The following is an 18,885-nucleotide window of genomic DNA, read 5'->3' as shown; positions in this document are numbered from 1 at the left end:
TTGACACGTGATCTGGCTCCATCGCCAATTCATTGCATGCATAGTATCAATAGACGCTTTAAATACTTTAGAAAAAATCGCGAAAAATTGCTCTTTACAGTAAATAGTAAAATTTATTTCTTTAATTTGTAATTAAAATGTCGCAAAGAAGCGATCATTAGTAAAAAACTGAACGCAGCGCCAAATAATGCGAGCGCGGTGTAAAAAGGCAGCCAGTCAATGGCCATGCCAGGCAGATTGCGAAGCAGAAGCAGACCGACGCTGCCAGCGTAGCCCGATGCATCCGCAATATAGATCAGAAATGCAGCCGTTCCCGCACGACCTGACGCTGCAATTAAACGGTCGAACAACATCGCGTTGAATGGTGTATAAGCGAGATATAGTCCAAGCCCCGATGCGACCATCCAGAAGGCGGGATCCAACCATCCGACGGAAAATGCGAGTGTTGAAACGCCAACCAATATGGCACCGGCCAGAATGATAAAATGCATAATTATCAAAGCACGGTAATTATCGCGGACTGCAACAAGGCTTGCCAGAATAACGAGGGTCAAAACGGCGATGGGGGCTTCACTGGCAGCAAAAACAATCGGCGATTGACCATAGCCAAGTGCTTCCCAGATCTCCGCTGCAAAATTGTCCCGAAAATCGCGGATCACAGTAAACAGGACATAAGCCAGCACGAGTAAAACGACACCCGGTCCATATTCCCCCAAGAATGCACTACGACCTGCGGCGTTAATAGGCGGGCGCGCAACGCGTTCAGCGACATCACGGGCGCTAGGCGGCGGTAAGCGCGAAAGGCCGTATACCGATACCAGAAGTATTGGCATGAAAAGCACACCTGTTGCCGCGGGCATCCACAACTCGGTTACTTGCCATTCGGCCATCAGCCACGAACCGACCGACTTTACCAGTCCCGACGAAAGGATGAAACTGGCGCAAAGGATCGATGCTAGAATTTCGCTCGAGCGGCGTCCTTCCAGATAGGCAAAGACCAAGCCCCAAATCATCCCAAGCGGCAAACCGTTGAAAAACATAGCGACTGGCTTTGCTTGGGCGGGTAAAATCGCAAACAGGACGAGAGCAACCCACGATATTGCAATGAGACTGATTATCGCAAGCGCACGGCGCGCTGGAGACATTTCGGAAACCACTTTGACGCCGATGAATTTTGAGAGCGCGTAACCAATCAGCTGTGCAATCACGAGCGCGATTTTGAAGTCGATTGCGAACTGCCAATCGGCAAAGTCCGTATAGGTTGCTGCGGTAAAAGGCTTGCGGAACGCATACATCGCAAAATAGGCACTGAACGCGGCGCCACCTGCAAATAATATAAACGCTAGGCTGTCTTTGCCGTCTTCATGGTCATGGGCGGCTAAGCCTGACGGGGTTATCATGTCGCTTCGCAGCCCAAAGCGACAGTGGCCGCGCCACCCGGATGGCACCCGGTAACGACCGCTTGCTCAATAGCATCAAGGGCCAGTGCTAGATCCGCAACACTTTGAATGACGAAATCTGCACCAACTTTATCAAATGATGCAAATACGGGCTTTAGGCACGCCGCCTGCTCGGCTGCATCAAGCGCAGCCCATGCATCTGCATCCATGCCGACACCGTTGCCCGATGCGGCAACGCCAATTGTCCACAAACCCGCGTTTCGTCCGGCCTCTATACCGACGGGCGCATCGTCGACAGCCACGCAGCGCCCAGCTGGCCAAGCCTTTAACTGCGCCATTGCCTGCCACAGCATCAAGGGTGCCGGACGGCCCTGCGCTGTTTCCCCAGCGCATATCGTTACGTCCGGGACATAGCCCTGCCTTGCTGCGGCAGGGAGAATTCCCGTCATCATTGCCCGCGTGTAGCCAGTCGTCGAACCGATACGGATTCCCTTTTCACGCGCTGCCAAAACTGCGGCTGCCGCACCTGGAATAAGTTGGCTGTTCTCGGTTGCAGCGGATTGCATCGCCGGTTCAAGCGCAATCATCACACGATCAACATCGGCCTCGGTCCAATCAGTACTCTTGGCAGCGCGCCAACGTGCGCCGACAGCTGGCTCGGACAATATAGCAATGACATGCTCGCGCTTTGCCATGCCCATATATCGGCGAATGACATCCTTTTCGACCTTGATGTCTTCGCCTGCAAATGTGTTTTCCATCGCAACCACCGGCGCGCGCGATCCGAAATCGATCACTGTTCCGGCCCAATCGAAAAGGATCGCTTCAATCGATGCCATCACGCAAGCTCCCTGATCTTCTGGTTCAACGCTTTCTCGACAACGCGTTCCCCAATGGCGAAGGCAGTCGACATGCCCGCTCCACAAGTTACGACCGTTAAGTGTACGCCTGCCTCAACCTGTTCAGTGAACCAGTTTTGTTTGCTTGAGGACGCATAAACCCCCATCCAGCGTTCGACGGTTGGCGGCGGTGTTCCAAGAACAGCGTCAAATTCATTGAGGATTAGGTCATCAATCGCGTCATGGACAAACGGGTCCGGCGCATCGCCATAGTCATGGCTGTCCCCTACGACAAGCGAGCCGTCGGCGGACTGCGCAACAATAAGGTGGACACCGGCGGTGACCGCACTCGGCTGTTCATCGCGCAGTTGCGCCGTTAATGACGCCGCGCCAGTTAGGGCTGAATACCCTTCGTAGCGCATGATGCCGAGATCGCTCATCACCGGACTCGGCAAGCGATAGCTTGGCGCAGCGAGGCGCAGCATTTGAAGCTTGCATCGTGTAACTGCATGCGCAGCCATAACTCCGGGATATAATGCATTAAGGTCGTCGCCGGGGCAGATGAAGATTGAGTCCGCCTTGATCGTTCCGGCGCTCGTAACAACGCGGCCTTGCGTGCACCCAATGACGCTGGCTGGCTCAGCAAAATGAACCCCCAACTCCGCACGCATCCAGTTGGCCACTGCGGGGATCGCCTCACGTGCTTCGATCCTAAGTTCATGTGAACTTACGAGGGCCGCGGCACAAGGCTGATAAGGCACGGCTGGATGGCGAGCAGCGAGTTGCGTGTGTGTGAGCAGCTCACATCCCGCACCCATTTCGGTCGCCATAAATGATTCAAGTATCGCCGCCGCGGCAGGGCGACGTGCACTCATAACGAGTCCCGTCTGTTGGACTTCGATCTTGGCGCGCAAGGTCACTTCGGTCCAGATTTGCTTCGCACGAAGTGCAAGTGGCCACATCTCATGTCGCTCTTGACCTGTTACGGTCACAAAACCAAAATTGCGAATACTGGCTCCCGTTGCGCGCTCTGTCCTATCGATCACCACGACGCGCAAGCCATTTTTGGCAGCAGCAAGGGCGTGGGCAAGGCCAACAATCCCGCGGCCCACTACTGCTACGTCATATGACTTATTCATCTTGATTCGGTCCGTGACAAAATTTGTAACATTTGATGTCTAGTTCAATTACGTAAAGCAGTGGAGTTTCAAAATGCATTTAAGGCATGGTGACGATAGATGGCGGTCGATACCGACATTGCCGGAGCTCCAATGAGCGTCAACTTCAACCATCTTCGCTCGTTTTACGCAGTTGCCAGTGAGCGCAGCGTGACGCGCGCTGCGCGGCGGCTGAATATATCACAGCCTACATTGTCGAAGCAGCTGAAAGCCCTTGAGGAGCGCTACAAGGTAAAGCTGATTGAAGGTATCAGGCCACCGCTTACGTTAACAAACGCAGGCCAGGCTTTGTATGAACGCGCGCAGGCGTTGTTCGGGATCGCCGAAGAAATTAACGTACTTCTGGGTGAAGATGACCCTGAAAGCGGTTCGATACTGCGTCTGGGAACGGATTCCCCGCCAGTTGCGGCGGAATTCATGGCGGAATTTTTGGCAAAGGTGCCGCAAACCCGCTTTCGCGTGACAATCGCCAATGCACTCCATACCAATGAGTTACTGATGAAGGCTCAGGTTGACGTTGCCATCATCTGCGAACCGAAAGTTGACCCTGACTATAGTTATGTACCGCTCTATCAGGATCGCTTGGTGGCGATTGTCCCATCGCGCTCGAGCGACGAGGGCCGCTCGGAATTTCTATTGGAATCAATTGCCGACCATGTCCTTCTAGTCCGCGAGGCATCGTCGCGAACCTTGGCAGCTACGAAAAGATTATTGTCTGAAGCCGAGATTCCCACAGGCCGTACAATGGAGTTACACACGCGCGAAATGATCCGCGAAGGCGTCGCGCACGGCCTTGGCATCAGTTTGATGTTTGAACGCGAGTGTCCGCCAGATAACCGCATCCGCATATTACCGATCAAAACTGGGTCGGGAGCCGTCAAGGTTGAGGGTTATCTGGCCATTCGCAGCGAAAGGCGGCGTATGCCACTTATGAAAGCAGCGCTGAAGGTTGCGGCAGAAATTCGGGCGAGAACATAGGCGAACAGCTCACTGCCGCGTAATGTGTCGAACGGACTTCTGCTTTGCCTAGTTCCAAACCGCAATGCCGACAGTCCGCTCCCGGCCCAATTGCAGCCGATTCTCGCACCTTGTCGACAGTGAGTTGGGTCTAAGGCAGCGAAAGGCTGCGCTTTAGCAGCATTTTTAAATTTTCCTACGGCAGTGTCAAATGTTCTGATCCGGACAAGCCTCTCAATGTTTCGTGCTTTAAACCGCGGCTACGTCGTCGCCTGCTGCCGACCGGAGTATTCATAAACATACTACCCCAGTGACATGAATTTGACTTCATTGCGACCTTAAGCTGACTTTAGCTGGCGCTAGAGATTCCAACATCGTTTTCAGGAGTTTTTTTATGCGCCGTTTATCATTGCTTGTCATTCTTTTGTCCTCAACCGTAAGCCTCCCCGCCTTCGCCCAAGGCGTGGCAGCAGATGAGGTGTCGAGAGAAGACGAAATTATCGTTACGGCCCAAAAGCGCGAAGAACGTCAGATTGATGTCCCGTTAACGATTACCGCGGTCACGGGAACACGCTTACGCGAAATTGGCGTCAATGATCTGGATGAGCTTTCAAACTATGTTCCTGGGCTCAACATCCAGGAGCAGAGTGCGAACAACCCCGGCATCGTTATTCGAGGTATTACGTCCGACTCTGGCTCAGCCCAGCAAGGCGCGCGCGTTACGCTGTACTATAACGGCGTTGATATCTCTCGGTCGCGCGGTTCATATCAGGACATATTCGATATGGAGCGTATCGAGGTGGTGAAGGGACCACAAGCGACGCTCTTTGGCACCGCCTCTGCCGTCGGCGCAATCAGCTTGATCTCCGCGCGGCCTGAAGATGGCTTTAGCGGTGAATTAGGCGGCACATATGGTAACTTCAATCAACACACAGCCACCGGGTTTATCAATGCAGGCTCGGAAAAGGTAGCTGGACGCATAGCCTTTGCCTACAAAAAGCGTGATGGTTATGTAAACAATCTGGCTGCCGGCCAAGATGACTTATACGCTCAAGACCAGTTTGGCGCGCGCGGTTCGCTGCGGTTTAAACCCACTGACGCGTTTTCCGCCGACTTGATCCTTACCTATGACCGTCAGCGGAATTCAGGCACACCCTTTATCTCCCTTACGTATCCAACCGCGTCGGGCGCGCCCAACGCTTTTGGCGATGCAGCCCTTGGCGGCACACCCAACGCACTCCGGGATCTCGGGCTTAGCAAACTTGGTCTCAAGCGCGACGTCTATGATGCCAATCTGACGGTCAACTGGGATATCGCAGATGATTGGGTGCTCACTATGGTCAACGGCTACCGCAAGTTTGACTCGCTCGAAGTGTTTGATGCGGATGGGACAGCTGCCGAATATCTTGAGTTCGCTGAGCTTGCCCAAGGTGACCAGTTCAATCAGGAAACTCGTCTCTCCTACAACAGCGACAAATTCCGCGGGTCGTTCGGATTTAATTACTTCCGCGAAAACGGAGTGCAAAACGTACCCTTTTCAACGAATGAAAACACGTTTTTTGCTTGCCTCACCGCAACCGCCGCAACGCGGGCGCAGTGCGTAGCTCCAGATGGGAGCGTTCCTGCCGCCGCTGCACCGCGCATCGACTATCGGTCATTCTTCGAAAATCAAGGCCGTAACACCAGCTACTCCATGTTTGTCGACGGCACTTGGATCCCGACGCCAAGTCTTGAGATTACGGCAGGTGTTCGCGTGCAGATAGAAAAGCGACTGTCAGGATACCGGGCTGGTGTGCCCAGGTCGGGATTGACCGGGGGCGCTTCAGTCATACCCGGACAAGTCGATACGGCGGGGCAGACGTTCCAGTCTGAAGATAGTTATGCCGACGTGCTTCCGCGCTTTAACCTGCTTTACAAGTTGTCGGACAATTTCAATGCCTACGCCACCGTATCAAAAGGACGCCGCTCGGCAATCGTCAATGTCTCAGCGCGCTCTACATCCGATGGCCCCGTTGCCAATATATCGCCAGTTCTTGAGGAAGTTCTCTGGAACTATGAACTTGGTGTGAAGGGCACTGTGGGTATCGTTTCAGGATCAATCGGTGTTTACTATCTGACATATGATAATTTTCAGGTGAGCATCATCATCCCACCAAGCATTGTCGGCGTAACGCAAAGCGCAGGCACGGCGACGAACAAAGGCGTTGAGGCAGAAGTTAATGTCCGGCCAACATCATGGCTGACAATGTTCGCCAACGGCGCTTACATTGATGGTGGCATCGACAACCGAGCAGATATTGCCGCAAACTTCCGCGGCGCCAAATTCCGGTTGCAGCCTGACTATCAGGCATCGGCAGGTTTGATCATTGATGCTCCGCTCGGTAACGTTAATGTGTTCGCAACGCCAAGCATCACGTATCGCAGTAAGCTGTACTTCGAAACGCCCAACCTTGAAGCGCGGAGCCAAGGACCGGTTACGCTCGTCAATATCGTCGGTGGAGTTCGGTTCGCCGATAATCGCTACGAAATCTCTGCCTTTGCGCGCAACATTTTCAACAGTCGCTACTTGCTCGACGCCGGAAACACCGGGGGAGCCTTTGGCATCCCTACCTTTATCCCCGGTGAACCACGGTTCTATGGATTAAAAATGAGTGCAAAATTCTGAATCGTAACAAAATAGGAGCTTTAACTCGCAGTGCTAAGTAGGATCCGAAAGTTTGCCTCATGCGATCGGGCAATGGACTTCGGCACTGCGAACACCATCGTGCACGTACCTAGCCGCGGTGCCATACTGAATGAACCTTCCGATGTTGGAATTGAAACGATCTGTGGTGTGAAGCGAGTCAAGGCTGTTGAGACAACGATCCTGCTGCCTTCAGCATGCCCGATCTAGAAATTGTCCTCTTTCTTCGTCTGCACAAACAATAGCGGACGGTCCACTAGCGGCCCAAATGCTGCTATCACAACTGCTCAAGGACGATAGCCGATTAGGCTTTCCGCCAAAATAGACTGTTCCAATTGGAACGCTGGCGAACGGTGTTCGACACCAACGGCTCTTCCAGGGCAAGTGTGGCTTTTGTGGGGTTTGGGATTGCGCGGACCGGTCCCAAAGCGTTGCGGATGACTCATCCGTTTTTAGGCGCGAGATGAACACAAAGATGAGCGCAGTGCCAATCGTGTAAACCGTCCATGCCCCATCCAAAGCCGACTTAAACAATCCCGCCACTCCTGATCTCTGGGTTCAGAAATATACACTTATGCCGGTCTCGACGTAGTGCGTGTCGGCCTTTGTGGATGGTTGGAACGTACCCTAAGGCTGGCGAAGAACCGCAGTAACCGCACCATCGAAGGGCTCAGACGCGGCTCAAAGCGCTGTCAACGTGTACCCGCACGCCCTCTGCCGCGATTAGGGACCGAATTGCGGCAGCGGCATACCGGCGTTGGGATTGAAGCGGCGCCAGTCTATGCCAAGTGCCGTCAGGGCGCTGGCGGCTATCTGGCTCTGGGTGGCGCAGGCGCCAACAGCGTCAGCTTTCGTCGAAGCCAGCGGGGAACCTAGCTTGACGCCAGGACCGATGGCCGCGAACCAGATGGCATCGGAGCCGATGATGCCGGTCTTGGTATAGTCGCGCAAATAGGTTGGGTACATTTCCAGGTAGGTTTTGCTGGAATGCTCGGTCCAGGTTTCGTCCGCAGCTTCACCGCGGCCATGGTCAGTGGTGACAATGAGCGTAGTCTTGCCACGCATGACTGGATCCGCTTCAATGGTTTCCCAGATCGTCCGGATGAAATCGTCGGCGCGGTTTGCGGCGGCTAAATACTGTTCGTAGTTGCCGACATGGGCGAGCTCATCCGTGTCGCCCATGCCTATATAAAGCACGCGCGGCTTCGATTTGCGCAACGTTTGAAGTGCTAGGCGCGCGGTGAGGGTATCGGTTGGAAAACGGTTCCCGAGGCCGGCGTTGACTGGCACGCCGCTGCGCTTGTCATTGATTATGTAAGGAAACACATCCCAAGTACCGAAGGCGGTGACTTGGCCCTTAAAGCCGGGTTGACGGTTCAACCATTCCAAGAAGGTAACGTTGGGGTTATATATTTTGTCGTTGCTGGTGATGCGGTTGTCGGGCCTGCCGGTCAAGATCTCGTTGTAACCGGGGTAGGAGAACCACATGTCGTTGACGACTTTCATGCATTCGCCCTTGTCGCGGTTGCCGTAAAGAGTTCCGCCGGTGCGCGCCATCTCGTGCAGGAATGGCATTAGGGCCGCCCCGCGGTCAGGAACCTCAATCCAAGCCTTCTGCACAGATTCCTTCAGATCCTCATGGGTGTAGTGGCTGTTTTCCGTCAGCACCGGATCAGGGCCTCGGAACAGTTCCTGCCAGCGAACGCCATCGAGCGTGACGAGGACCAGGCGCTGGTTGGAAGTGGCGGCGGTAACTGGCTCCGCAAACTGCGCGAGAAGGGCAAGCGCGAGGACAATCCGAAGAAAGAGGGTCATTGGCAGTCCTAGTAACGCCAAGCGAGGCGGAGAGAAACTAAGCGAGGGCGGATCGGGAAGACCTGTATGGCACTAGGCCCGCAAAGCGAAATGGCGCAGCTCGCCGTACGAACCTGTTGGCCGCGCTCGTCTAAGAGATTTTGCGCAGCAAGCATTAGCGACCAGCGGTCGCGACTGAGGCCTGCCGAAAGATCGACAGTGGTGTAAGCAGTCTGCGTGCCCAGCAGCGCAGCCTCCGCGGTGTCGAGCGAGGGTTGCGATGAGCTTTGGTAAAGGAGCGAGGCCTGCAGGCTCGTTTCGAAGGGGCCGAGGTCGAATTCGTAACGGCCAGTCGCGGCCGTCTTGAAGCGGGGCGAGTTGGGAAAAGCTGAACCCGCCGGGGCGGTGGTTGAATTTGGGTCGCCGTTGGCGTTGGACAGCGAACAGTCTAGTGTAGCGTTAGCGAATTTGCACAAGTCGGCGGTGATTGCGGCATCGACCCAAGTGGCCGAGGCCTGGAGACTGAGGCCGTCCACCGGCACCCAAGTGGCATCGGCTTCGATACCTTTGGATTCGGCCCTACCCGCGTTGATAATGTCGGTGATGCCATTTTGGTCCGAAGTGACGGCGAACTGGGCCTTGTTCAGCTTTTCAAAAAACAGGGTGCCGTTCAGGCGCAGGCGCCCACCAGCCCAGCTGGTTTTTGTGCCAATTTCATAGTTGGTCAGCGTTTCTGCATCATAGGGCGATGCGGCCGGGCGGCGGTTGATCCCGCCCGGTCGGAAACCGGTTGACCAAGTGGCGTATAGCAGCTTGCCTTGGGTAGGGCGCCAGCTGACATTAACCTTGTGGCGAAAACCCGATCCGCGCGCACCTGCGTTGATGTTGTCGCACGGCCGTTGGGTTCCGTAGACGCCAACGGTACCAGGCAGACAGCCAGCTTCGCCAACTTCCGACCGGTTTGCATTGTAACCAAAGAAGCCCACTACATCGTTGTTGTAGCGGTACAGGCGAACGCCGCCGGTAGCTGTGAGCGCAGGCAGGATGTCATAGCTTAACTCGGCGAAGGCGGCATAGTCGCGGTCAACGCGGGACTGAATGTTAGCGTAGTTAACGCCCGGCAGACCGGTAATCGACTGGCTGTCAGCAAGGTCCTTCACCTTATAGAGATTGGTCCAGTCGTTGGTCTGGCGCTGATAAAAGAGGCCAGCAACGATCCGTAGTGGATCCGACGCGGGCGAGGCGATGCGCAGTTCATGGCTCTGCTTTGTGAACTTCTCGAGCTGGGTCGTGACCTGGCTCGGGTCGATCAGCGCGTTTGCGTTGTTGAAAAACTGGTTCCCGAAATCGTCAGGTGTCGCGGCGAAGTAGCTATCATAGAAAAAGGCATAGTCGGAATAGTCGGCAGTGTAGGAAACGGTGCGGTCAAGATAAGCGCCTGCATAGGTGACATCGAAGCGGCTAATCTTGCCTTCGACTAAAAGCGCGGCTTGGGCCCAGCGGTCACGGATGGTGTCAGGGGAGTAGCGGACATTTTCTAGATCGCCAACTTCTGGACGGAAGGCGAAGGTGCCGTCGGCGGTGCGGCGTTGGGCCATCACGCTAGGGGTGATCGTCCAGTTTTCATCGAGGTCGATACCGAGCGCAACGCGACCGCCCGCGGTGTCGACCTCGTTTTGGTCTTTGCCGACAAAGCTGCCGTTGTCGCGGACAACGCCAGATGTCGGGAATATCAAGTCGGGTTCGTTGGCAACGTTGTCGATGTATCCGGCGTCGCGTATGTCAAAACCAACGATGCGGAGTGCGATGTTGTCGGTGATAGGCATATTGACGAAGCCCTCGACCGAGCGACCAAACCCGCCCTTCGATACGCTGTTACCCTCAATATCAAAACCGCCCTCGAACACACCTTGGCGGGGCTTATTGGTTATGATCCGGAGTGTTCCGGCCTCTGAACTGGCGCCGAACAGGGTACCTTGCGGCCCGGCAAGGGCCTCAATGCGGGCGATGTCGTAGATGTGGACGTCTAACACTGCGCCGATGGTGGTGACGGGTTGCTCGTCGAGATAGACGCCCACGGTCGGCAGTGAGCCCGTAGACAGCCGGTTACCGTTGGAGAGGCCGCGGAAGAAGACTTCGGCTTGGCCAGGACCGATGCTGGTGTAGGACAGGCTGGGGAGGAACTGGGCATAGTCGTCGAACCGAGATATGCCCCGCTCGGCGAGCACTTGGGCGTCAAGTACCTTCAGGCTGACTGGCACGTCTTGCAGGTTTTCTGTGCGCTTCTGGGCAGTGACGACGATGTCTGCAACTACAGCATATTCCGTGCCGATAGCCTCTTGGGCCTGGACTGGGCTAACCACGGAAAACATGATCAATCCAAGTGTGACTTTGCTTTCCATCTGAACCATCACTCCCGAGACTTTTTAACTCTAAACGGAATAACGTTGCTTTATGACAGTTTCGCAATCATCCATGCGCATAGGACTTTTACCTCACACCGCGCAAGCGATTAGGTTTAGTTGATAACAGGGTTATCAACCGCCAATCCATTGCACTCTCCAAACAATCCCGCCACTCGGGATGCCTGTGTTCAGTTTTCCAGACAAATGCGAAGCGGCAGCTTTGCGCCCAATTGCAGACATTTGGCCTGCTGGAAACTATCACCAAAAGTGGGCGTCAATCCCGGCAGCTATTTGTGATACCGATCTTGGATATGGCGCTGATTGCTAGGTCGGGACGAAGCCGGTCGTTGCGGTCTTCATGTAAGATCATCCCTAGTTTAGTGCACTTAATTCGATAACTGATGTAATCCAGATTGTAACGCTTGGACTTCTCCGGTTCCACAGCTTTTAAAAATGCGAAAATCAATTTCGCCTGCCTGGCGGTAGAAAACCATCCTCCTCTTTTGGGCGGGCTATAACAATCGAATGCGGGAACGAGCCGTGTTTCGATTGCGTGGATCAAGCCATCTATGACCCAAACCAAAATATCTTCGGATTTCTTGCTGGGAGGATACAGTATATCAACATCTTCGAAAACATTGAGAAGATATTCGACTTCAAAAAGTGAGACCGAACTGTAGTTAAGATCTTGTGCGGCCTCAAATTGACTGTTGAACCGAATTTTCAGCTCTGGATCCAATTTGGTAAGAATGTTGCTGAGTCTTTTTGCAGATCTTTGCGCTTCGCTTAATTGGCCTTGAAAGGCTTTTCGTACCACACGACTGCCACGAACGGACCGACATGAACGCAAAACCAATGCGGCTCGCTCAAATTCCACGGCGATGTTATCTCTAAGTTCGTCACTTGGTGGATTCGATATTGCAACCAGCTCGTCGATCAGTGAGTCCGCAATCAGCCTATTTGTGGCACCCTGCGCAAGTGTCTGTTCAAGCAGGAAGTCAGGTTTGGAGGGAAGATATGGCACTTTGCTTCCGTTTAGTTTCAATCTGCAGTTAGGGCAAACTTAAGCTCTTGCTACGTTTGTCTAATTTCACAAATACTGGGTTGCTATAAAACCATAGATCTTCCCATGGATTTTCGCCTTTAGGATCTGCCGTTGGTTCGATCTGCGTTGTGTTGGTACCGCGAACTCTGACATAAAATGGAGCCTGCACATTACGGAGCGTGTGGCGCATCGTAAGCACTTCGCCTGATCGCGTCCAATCGCCAGAGGCAAAACGCTTTTCCACACGCGTACTTGGATTGCGGTCCGCCGAACGATCGGTAACTGGTCCAGTTACATCACCTATGATGAGATCGACCCTTGCCACCTCAGGCATGTACCCACCATGGTTAGCGCCGGACGGGTCGCGCAACCGCACTACAACCTCAACATCGTCGCTGGTCTTGGCCAAAACCGCCCCACCCATATTGGCCGTCTTACGTCCGCCGAGGGCTTTAACAGTGACATCCAATTCACTGATAAGATCACCAGTGGTGACAAACATACGGCCATTGCGAAGGCCATCAAGCACATCACTATGATCCCTGCGGGCATGGACGTAGGTTTTTGAATATTCGCCTGGCCAAAAATCGCTTCCGCCGTCGCGCCAGTGGGAATGTGAATCTGACGTGGCGGTGATCCACCACCGTCGCCCTTCGCCAAGCATTGAGTCCCAGAAGCCGCCAAGTCGTGCGGTCATTTGGTCAAATCCGCCCAGCGTGGGTGCATTACGATAGCCGCCACGCGCGCCGGTTGCATCAATACTGCCATCTACACTTATCGCAGCCGCCTGATGACCGGGCGCACCTTCCATGCCAACCGATATCGTCGGCGCGATATCATTCCAGTTGCGGAACTCTGTAGGGGTATACTGACCATATGCCCCCAACTCTTTTGCTGACCGTGATGGATGGTTAGCAATCAAAACCGGTTGGTTTGGCTGCGCGCGCATGAAGCGTAATGCTTCAATCATCTTGGGTTCGGTATCGCGTGCTGGATCAGCGGGGAAAGCCTCCCGTTTTGAATAGCGCAATTCAATATCCTGCAACTGCGACCGCTCAGCCTTAGTGAAGGGGATGATCATGCTGCTGTGATCACCCGCAGGGGTGTCGAATTCCATACCATAAAATATCAGAATGTTTGGCACCGCTTTGCGCGCAACCAACAACTGGGGGTATGCCTGTTCGAAGTTCAGCCGCGAATGCAGCGGACCACCGTGATCGGTGGACACCATCCAATTCAAACCAAAGCTGGAACCCATTTGCGCATTGCGCGCAATTGAATAGCGTCCATCTTTGCCCAAAAGCGGCTTGGGCGCCTCGTTGGGTGCATTGGGATCGACTTGGTAACTTGCGCTGAATTCACTGTGAATATGGTGATCGCCCGCAAGCCACTTCCGGCCGTTGGAGTTGGCCTTTTCTTTGCCGTCTGTCTTTGGCGCTTCGGTGACGACGCCATGTCCGTCATGGGCATAGACCGAAGAGCTAACGGCAACAGCCAGCAGTGCGAGAATTAAAGAGGTTCGTTTCATGAAATTCTTTCTCGCACTGTGGACTGTTGCCATGCTTAGTTAATTAGAAGTTGATGCGCACGCCGCCCATGAAGCGGGCACCGAACTTTTCGTATTCGAGAACCCGGATCGGGATGCCTACGTAACGACGACCAGGTTCGTCCAGCAGGTTGGTGGCATCGACGAACATTTCGACCTGCGGGCTGATCGCATAGCGGCCCGAAAGGTCGAGACGGCCAACTTTCCGCCAATAACCATCGCCACCTTCTTCAACGCTGCCGATGCCGAACAGATAATCGCTGCGATATTGCCAGCTGGCGCGCAGGGACAGACCATATTGTTCGTAATACAGCGAAGCGTTGTAGTTGGTATTGGACGCATCGGGCAACTTAACCGTGCGGCCGTCCGGGGTCTTGGCTTCGGAACGATTGAGGGTGATGTTGCCTTGGAAACCGAAGCCTTCAAGCCATTCTGGTGCACCGAAGCTGCGCATCAGGCCGGTAAAGGGCTGCGAATAAGCGATTTCAATGCCCTTGATCTCGCCGCTACCGCCATTGACCGTCGAGCTGAAACTGTAGTTCGAACGCTCGAGACCGGGGGCATCGAAGTCCGTGTTTCCGAAAGTCTGGGTAAACCCGAACAATACGTCGCGGACTTTCTTATAATAAATGCCTGCCGACAGAAAGCCTCCGTTGCCCATATACCATTCGACATAGCCATCCACGCCAACAGCCTTTTCGGGCACGGCAAACGGGTTGCCGCCCGAAATAGTCTGAAGCGTATCGTTGATCGTCAGGTTGGGGCGCAGCAGCGAATAATCTGGCCGTGCTGCACCGGTGTTGAGCGACAGGCGCAGCTTGACCTCGTCAGTGGCATCATAGTTCAGATGCAGGCTGGGGAAAAACAACGTATTGCCAGAGTTTGAATTCAGCTCCTGAAGCACGCCGTTGACGGTGCCGTTCGACCGACCGGTATTGTCCACCCGCTCGGCGCGAACACCCGCGACGATATTGCCGTTGTCGAAGAACATCGTGCCCATCATGTAGCCAGCAAAGATTTCCTCGGTGACTTCGTAGAAATTGCTCGTGGTGTCGGCGGTCCGAATCTGTGAGGCTCCGGCAGCAATATAGCTGTCCAGCAGGGCGCTGCCCAGCTTGCTGTCGTGATAGCGGAAGCCGTAGCCCATCGGAATGTTGACCTTGAGTGGTGCGTTGGTCGAGATCGCATCCTGACGCGGCAGTGCAATGCCCTTAGCGGTCAGCAAGGCCGGGGTCACTTCGATGATCGTGCGGTTTGATTCCTTGGTACGCTGGTTGTATTGGCCGCCGAACTGGATCTTGGTGTCCTGGCCGAACAGCGTGATATTGCGGTCAATATCAAGCCGCGCCGTATAGGCGTCGGTCTGGTTGCGCGCGTTCGCGCGTCGGAAGTCAACGAAATTTAGCTCTGTGGTGCCGATGATATCGCGGCGGGCGCCCAGCGAATAATTCTGGTTTGCATCTGCCACCGTATTGAACAGCGTTACCTTGTTATCGCTTGGATTGGTGAAATCATAGACGATGCTTGGCCGCAGTGTGCGATCCGACGGGCTGACCCAGGTCGAAGTGAACGGGTGCCGGGCATCTTCTTGGGCGCGGGTGTAGTTCAACCGCCAGTTGGCCTTCCATTCGCCAAAGATGTGGTTGCCGCCCAACGTGTTGGTGAAGATGCGCTGGCGTGACGACAGGCTGTTGAGCGTGCTGTCGATTTCAATGCCGTATAGCGTGCCCTGCAGCGGCGTATTGCCAGTGCGGGTATCGGCATAGCCAGTGCGTTTTGCTGTCAACTGAGCAGCAGTGCTGTCGGTGCTGACCGCATTTTGATCGAAATCGAAGAGATACTGGTTGCGCAATTCGTCGTCGCGGAATTCGGTGAGTACCGAACTCAGGAAGACTTCGTTGTTGTTGTCTGGGCGCCAGTCGATCTTACCGCTGAACGCAGTGTTGGAACGTGTCAGGCGATACAGTTTGTTTTCAAACTCACGCGCCCATACGCGATCGGAGAAGCCCGGCAGACGATCTTCCGGTGCAATTTCCCATGGATCGGCTTCAAAGTTGTCGGTGACCATGTCGACTTCAAAGCGTGAGGCCGACAAGAGGATGCCGATGGTGTTGTCGAAGAAACGATCCGAGATGTTCCCGGAGAAGTTGTATTGGCGGCCGCCGCCCAATGCCGAGAAGCCAGCACCGAGATCGAGGCCAAGCTTAAAGCCTGGATAATCGAAGGCACTGCGGGTGCGGACGTCAACCTGACCGGCTACGGCTTCGCCGGTGAGATCGGGGGTCACCGCCTTGCGCACAGCCACTTGGCTGGCGATGGCTGCTGGGATGGTGTCGAAGCGCGTTTCGCGTCCTGTGGGGCTGATCACGTTGATGCCGTCGAACGATACCGTGGTCCAGCTGGTGCGGGCGCCACGCAAGCTGATGAAGCGATCCTGGCCCTGATCGCGCTGCACGGCGACGCCGGGAAGGCGAGCGATTGCGGCGGCGAGGTTTTGGTCAGGGAACCGGCCGACGCTGTCGGCTGAGAGCACGCTAACCAATGCAGGTGAAGAGCGCTGAACCTGTAAAGCTGCTGCTTGTGATTCCGCGATTGGGCGCGATGCACTTACAACGATGTCACCTTCAACGGCTGCCGCAGAAGCCAGCGACACCTGAACTTCGGTGTCCTGCCCGGCTATTACGACGATCGTTTGATTTACGTCTTTTTCACCGAAATAGCTTACGCTGATCTGTTGTTGTCCGGCTGGCGCTCCGCGCAGTGTGAAGCGGCCCTGCGCATTGGTAGTTTCAACGACCTTAGAACCTTCGATACGAACGGTTGCACCCGAAACGTAGTTACCGTTTGCATCGGTCACGATGCCGCTAACTTGACCTGAGCCAACAGAGGCTTCGTTGGAAGTGGCTTGTGCAGCGGCTGTCGTCTGAGCGGCGACGGGCAGCGTAAACAAAAGGTTCAGGCCAACACTGGCCATCAGAAGTGAGCGTGTCGAAGTCATGTTGTATCCTTTGTACGTTAATGTTGATGCCAATGTGCAATTGCGCAGTGGCATGGGTTTTAGAAATTCGGACTTTGGTAAGGCAGCGTGTTGTCAAAACGCCGTGTAGGTGGAGCGTCCTTATCGTTTTTGATAAGGCGCTTGGTATTTCCGCGCTTTTCGATAATGGCGGCGTCATATTGCACACCATCCGCGGTGTAAGCGGTGTAGGTCAGGCGGTTGCCATCAATCCCAATGACTTGGAAAAATTGACCATTTTCTCCCTGCCGCTCAAGCTTAACACCAGTCGGCGCATAATCGTCCCACCCGACTTTGCGGAACTCATATTGTTTGGGGCCGGAAACTGAGTTGACGAACATCGTGGTCAGCGTGTCCCCTATTTTGAACCCAGAGCGGCGCGGCAATTGGGCACTGGCATCCAAAAGTCCGCGTGCATACGTATGATCATGACCCTGCAGCACCAGATCGACGCTGTGACGGGTCAGGATTGGCAGAAGTAAGTCGCGGTTAGGCTTATTGTCGCGATCCTTGCCGGAACTGAAAACTGGATGATGCATTGTGACGACGCGCCAGCGTTTCTTTGAAGCCTTTAACTGGGCATCCAACCAAGCAGCCTGCGGCGCCATATCGCGTTGGTTGCTATCAAGGACAAAGACATCAAGATCGGCCGAGTAACGCACCGCATATGCCGTTTCATGCACGGCTGACGGCAGCGTGCCATCAACCGGCAGTCGGAATTGCGGCCGCCACAAATGGCTGAGTAAGCGAACACGCTCAGTTTCGCCTGGCGCTGCCATATCATATTCGTGATTTCCCGTTACCGGAATTGCGGGGACCATAGCATGCAGGAAGCCGCCGGCCTTGAACCACTCGGCCCATTCTGTATCGCGGCTGGCGCGGTTAACCAAATCACCCGCGTGTAACATGAACCTTGCATCGGGCGCTGCCTGATAGGCTGCGCGAATAGTGCGCGACCATAAAGACAACACACCATTTTGGGCGTCGCCCATATAGATGAAACGGACCGGACCGCTCAGCGGAGCTGTACGGGTCTGGAACCATTCGCTCCAAAGCCCATCAGCGCCCATAACTCGGTAAGCATAAAGCGTGTCCGGGCGAAGATCGTCAAAGCGTACGGAGTGATATGCCACAGCAGGCAATTTGTCATTCGACGGAATAGCGATGTCAGCGCCGCCAAACATCGTTTTTGCAAGATCGACGATTTCCGTCTGCGCCGAAACGCTGCGTGCGGTCAGGTCAAAGCGGGCATCTGGCGTTGCAAGGGCAATCTCAGCGCGAGAGGCCGAAACCGATGCTATCGTGCGCCAATTCACCGCTAAAGACGTTGCGGGATCAGCTTCAAAAGTTGCAATAACTCGGTCAGGCCACGCGGATGCTTCCTGCCAAGGTGGGACAGTATGATTTCCATCATGCGCAACCGCAGGAACCGCGCTTATTGCGAAAGCGAGTGCCATTGCCCCAAACAACGCAATATTTCGAATCATTGACCCAGCCCCCGATACCACGGGTGCCAAATAGGTTTGAGAAGATGCATCGTGATGTTGTTTCGGTTACATACGTGCGTGAATTATATTTAAATTTTGTGAACCAGCCGAATGTTGTTGAATGGCACTTCCTGAATAGGAGCGTAATCCTATGGATGAACAAATCGGCGCGGTGGTATGCGTAATTTAAAAAACCTATCGCCTGCGACTTAATAGGTCCTGACCCTAGTAACGGAGCAAATACCAAGGCGGTCACCGGCTCACCTCGCTTTGCAAGGGCAAGCAACAAGCCATTGGTCAAGCTGCGGCCTTGGCAGGCAGCGCGCCAGAATAGTGCCGGCTTGGGTAACAGCCTGTTTACGCCGCCGCTGACTGACAAAAATTTGCCCGCAACAGGCGCCAACACCGCCACATGGTGCGAGACCAGCATGTGCAAAAAGCCTCGGATCTTCGGCATTGAACTTGCGGCTTGGTGCTGATGGGTGGTCATACCCCTGAAAGCTATGCGGTAATCGCATGTCCGTCACATCGCTGA

At 54.6% G+C, this 18,885-nt stretch carries 12 protein-coding genes; 2 read left to right on the top strand and 10 right to left on the bottom strand.

The features are described 5' to 3' along the window. Positions 1 to 113: 113 nt before the first annotated feature. The 3 genes from Q0N43_RS01310 to Q0N43_RS01300 are packed head-to-tail and all read right to left on the bottom strand — an operon-like array spanning position 114 to position 3,378. Entirely contained in the window at positions 114 to 1,400 is a 1,287-nt protein-coding gene (locus tag Q0N43_RS01310; RefSeq protein WP_295441381.1) for a DUF5690 family protein, read from the bottom strand. After that, positions 1,397 to 2,239, bottom strand: coding sequence for a phosphonoacetaldehyde hydrolase (phnX, locus tag Q0N43_RS01305; protein WP_295441378.1), 843 nt, complete (start codon positions 2,237 to 2,239; stop codon positions 1,397 to 1,399). Before phnX ends, Q0N43_RS01310 begins: the two co-directional genes overlap by 4 nt. Further along, a complete protein-coding gene (locus Q0N43_RS01300) occupies positions 2,239 to 3,378 on the bottom strand; it encodes a TIGR03364 family FAD-dependent oxidoreductase (RefSeq protein WP_295441375.1) in 1,140 nt (379 codons plus the stop codon). The genes phnX and Q0N43_RS01300 overlap by 1 nt, the downstream gene beginning before the upstream one ends. 99 nt (positions 3,379 to 3,477) lie before the next feature. Between Q0N43_RS01300 and Q0N43_RS01295 the strand changes: the two genes are divergently transcribed. Both Q0N43_RS01295 and Q0N43_RS01290 read left to right on the top strand, forming a co-directional pair. Next, positions 3,478 to 4,395, top strand: coding sequence for a LysR family transcriptional regulator (locus Q0N43_RS01295; protein ID WP_295441372.1), 918 nt, complete (start codon positions 3,478 to 3,480; stop codon positions 4,393 to 4,395). 373 nt (positions 4,396 to 4,768) lie between these two features. Next, a complete protein-coding gene (locus Q0N43_RS01290) occupies positions 4,769 to 7,039 on the top strand; it encodes a TonB-dependent receptor (RefSeq protein ID WP_295441370.1) in 2,271 nt (756 codons plus the stop codon). Between the two features lie 741 nt (positions 7,040 to 7,780). Here Q0N43_RS01290 and Q0N43_RS01280 read toward each other — a convergent pair. From Q0N43_RS01280 to Q0N43_RS01250, 7 genes are all read right to left on the bottom strand, one after another. Continuing rightward, complete coding sequence (locus Q0N43_RS01280; RefSeq protein ID WP_295441364.1) at positions 7,781 to 8,872, bottom strand: alkaline phosphatase family protein; 1,092 nt, start codon at positions 8,870 to 8,872, stop codon at positions 7,781 to 7,783. An 8-nt stretch (positions 8,873 to 8,880) separates the two neighbouring features. Beyond that, positions 8,881 to 11,253, bottom strand: coding sequence for a TonB-dependent receptor (locus Q0N43_RS01275; RefSeq protein ID WP_295441363.1), 2,373 nt, complete (start codon positions 11,251 to 11,253; stop codon positions 8,881 to 8,883). Positions 11,254 to 11,530: 277 nt separating this feature from the next. Then, positions 11,531 to 12,280 (bottom strand): hypothetical protein, encoded by a 750-nt coding sequence (locus Q0N43_RS01270; RefSeq protein WP_295441360.1) that lies wholly within the window; start codon positions 12,278 to 12,280, stop codon positions 11,531 to 11,533. A 28-nt stretch (positions 12,281 to 12,308) separates the two neighbouring features. Next, on the bottom strand, positions 12,309 to 13,829 hold the full coding sequence (locus tag Q0N43_RS01265) for a phosphoesterase (protein ID WP_295441358.1): 1,521 nt from the start codon (positions 13,827 to 13,829) through the stop codon (positions 12,309 to 12,311). 43 nt (positions 13,830 to 13,872) lie between these two features. Beyond that, positions 13,873 to 16,845 (bottom strand): TonB-dependent receptor, encoded by a 2,973-nt coding sequence (locus Q0N43_RS01260; protein WP_295441355.1) that lies wholly within the window; start codon positions 16,843 to 16,845, stop codon positions 13,873 to 13,875. 59 nt (positions 16,846 to 16,904) lie between these two features. After that, positions 16,905 to 18,320 (bottom strand): FN3 domain-containing metallophosphoesterase family protein, encoded by a 1,416-nt coding sequence (locus tag Q0N43_RS01255; protein ID WP_295441353.1) that lies wholly within the window; start codon positions 18,318 to 18,320, stop codon positions 16,905 to 16,907. Next, positions 18,274 to 18,807, bottom strand: a complete 534-nt coding sequence (locus tag Q0N43_RS01250; RefSeq protein ID WP_295441350.1) for a hypothetical protein — start codon at positions 18,805 to 18,807, stop codon at positions 18,274 to 18,276. The genes Q0N43_RS01255 and Q0N43_RS01250 overlap by 47 nt, the downstream gene beginning before the upstream one ends. Positions 18,808 to 18,885: the final 78 nt, after the last annotated feature.

Origin of the sequence: Sphingorhabdus sp. EL138, from assembly GCF_945882965.1 — a bacterium.
Classification (GTDB): Bacteria; Pseudomonadota; Alphaproteobacteria; order Sphingomonadales; family Sphingomonadaceae; genus Sphingorhabdus_B.
Note: the sequence above shows the minus strand (reverse complement) of the source record. Positions and strands in the feature narration are given on the sequence as shown.

What these genes read in the sequence shown, in the direction of transcription:
- Q0N43_RS01310 (WP_295441381.1), bottom strand. Translation starts at nt 1,400, where the DNA reads ATGATAACCCCGTCAGGCTTAGCCGCCCATGACCATGAAGACGGCAAA.
- phnX (WP_295441378.1), bottom strand. Translation starts at nt 2,239, where the DNA reads ATGGCATCGATTGAAGCGATCCTTTTCGATTGGGCCGGAACAGTGATC.
- Q0N43_RS01300 (WP_295441375.1), bottom strand. Translation starts at nt 3,378, where the DNA reads ATGAATAAGTCATATGACGTAGCAGTAGTGGGCCGCGGGATTGTTGGC.
- Q0N43_RS01295 (WP_295441372.1), top strand. Translation starts at nt 3,478, where the DNA reads ATGGCGGTCGATACCGACATTGCCGGAGCTCCAATGAGCGTCAACTTC.
- Q0N43_RS01290 (WP_295441370.1), top strand. Translation starts at nt 4,769, where the DNA reads ATGCGCCGTTTATCATTGCTTGTCATTCTTTTGTCCTCAACCGTAAGC.
- Q0N43_RS01280 (WP_295441364.1), bottom strand. Translation starts at nt 8,872, where the DNA reads ATGACCCTCTTTCTTCGGATTGTCCTCGCGCTTGCCCTTCTCGCGCAG.
- Q0N43_RS01275 (WP_295441363.1), bottom strand. Translation starts at nt 11,253, where the DNA reads ATGGAAAGCAAAGTCACACTTGGATTGATCATGTTTTCCGTGGTTAGC.
- Q0N43_RS01265 (WP_295441358.1), bottom strand. Translation starts at nt 13,829, where the DNA reads ATGAAACGAACCTCTTTAATTCTCGCACTGCTGGCTGTTGCCGTTAGC.
- Q0N43_RS01260 (WP_295441355.1), bottom strand. Translation starts at nt 16,845, where the DNA reads ATGACTTCGACACGCTCACTTCTGATGGCCAGTGTTGGCCTGAACCTT.
- Q0N43_RS01255 (WP_295441353.1), bottom strand. Translation starts at nt 18,320, where the DNA reads ATGGCACTCGCTTTCGCAATAAGCGCGGTTCCTGCGGTTGCGCATGAT.
- Q0N43_RS01250 (WP_295441350.1), bottom strand. Translation starts at nt 18,807, where the DNA reads ATGCCGAAGATCCGAGGCTTTTTGCACATGCTGGTCTCGCACCATGTG.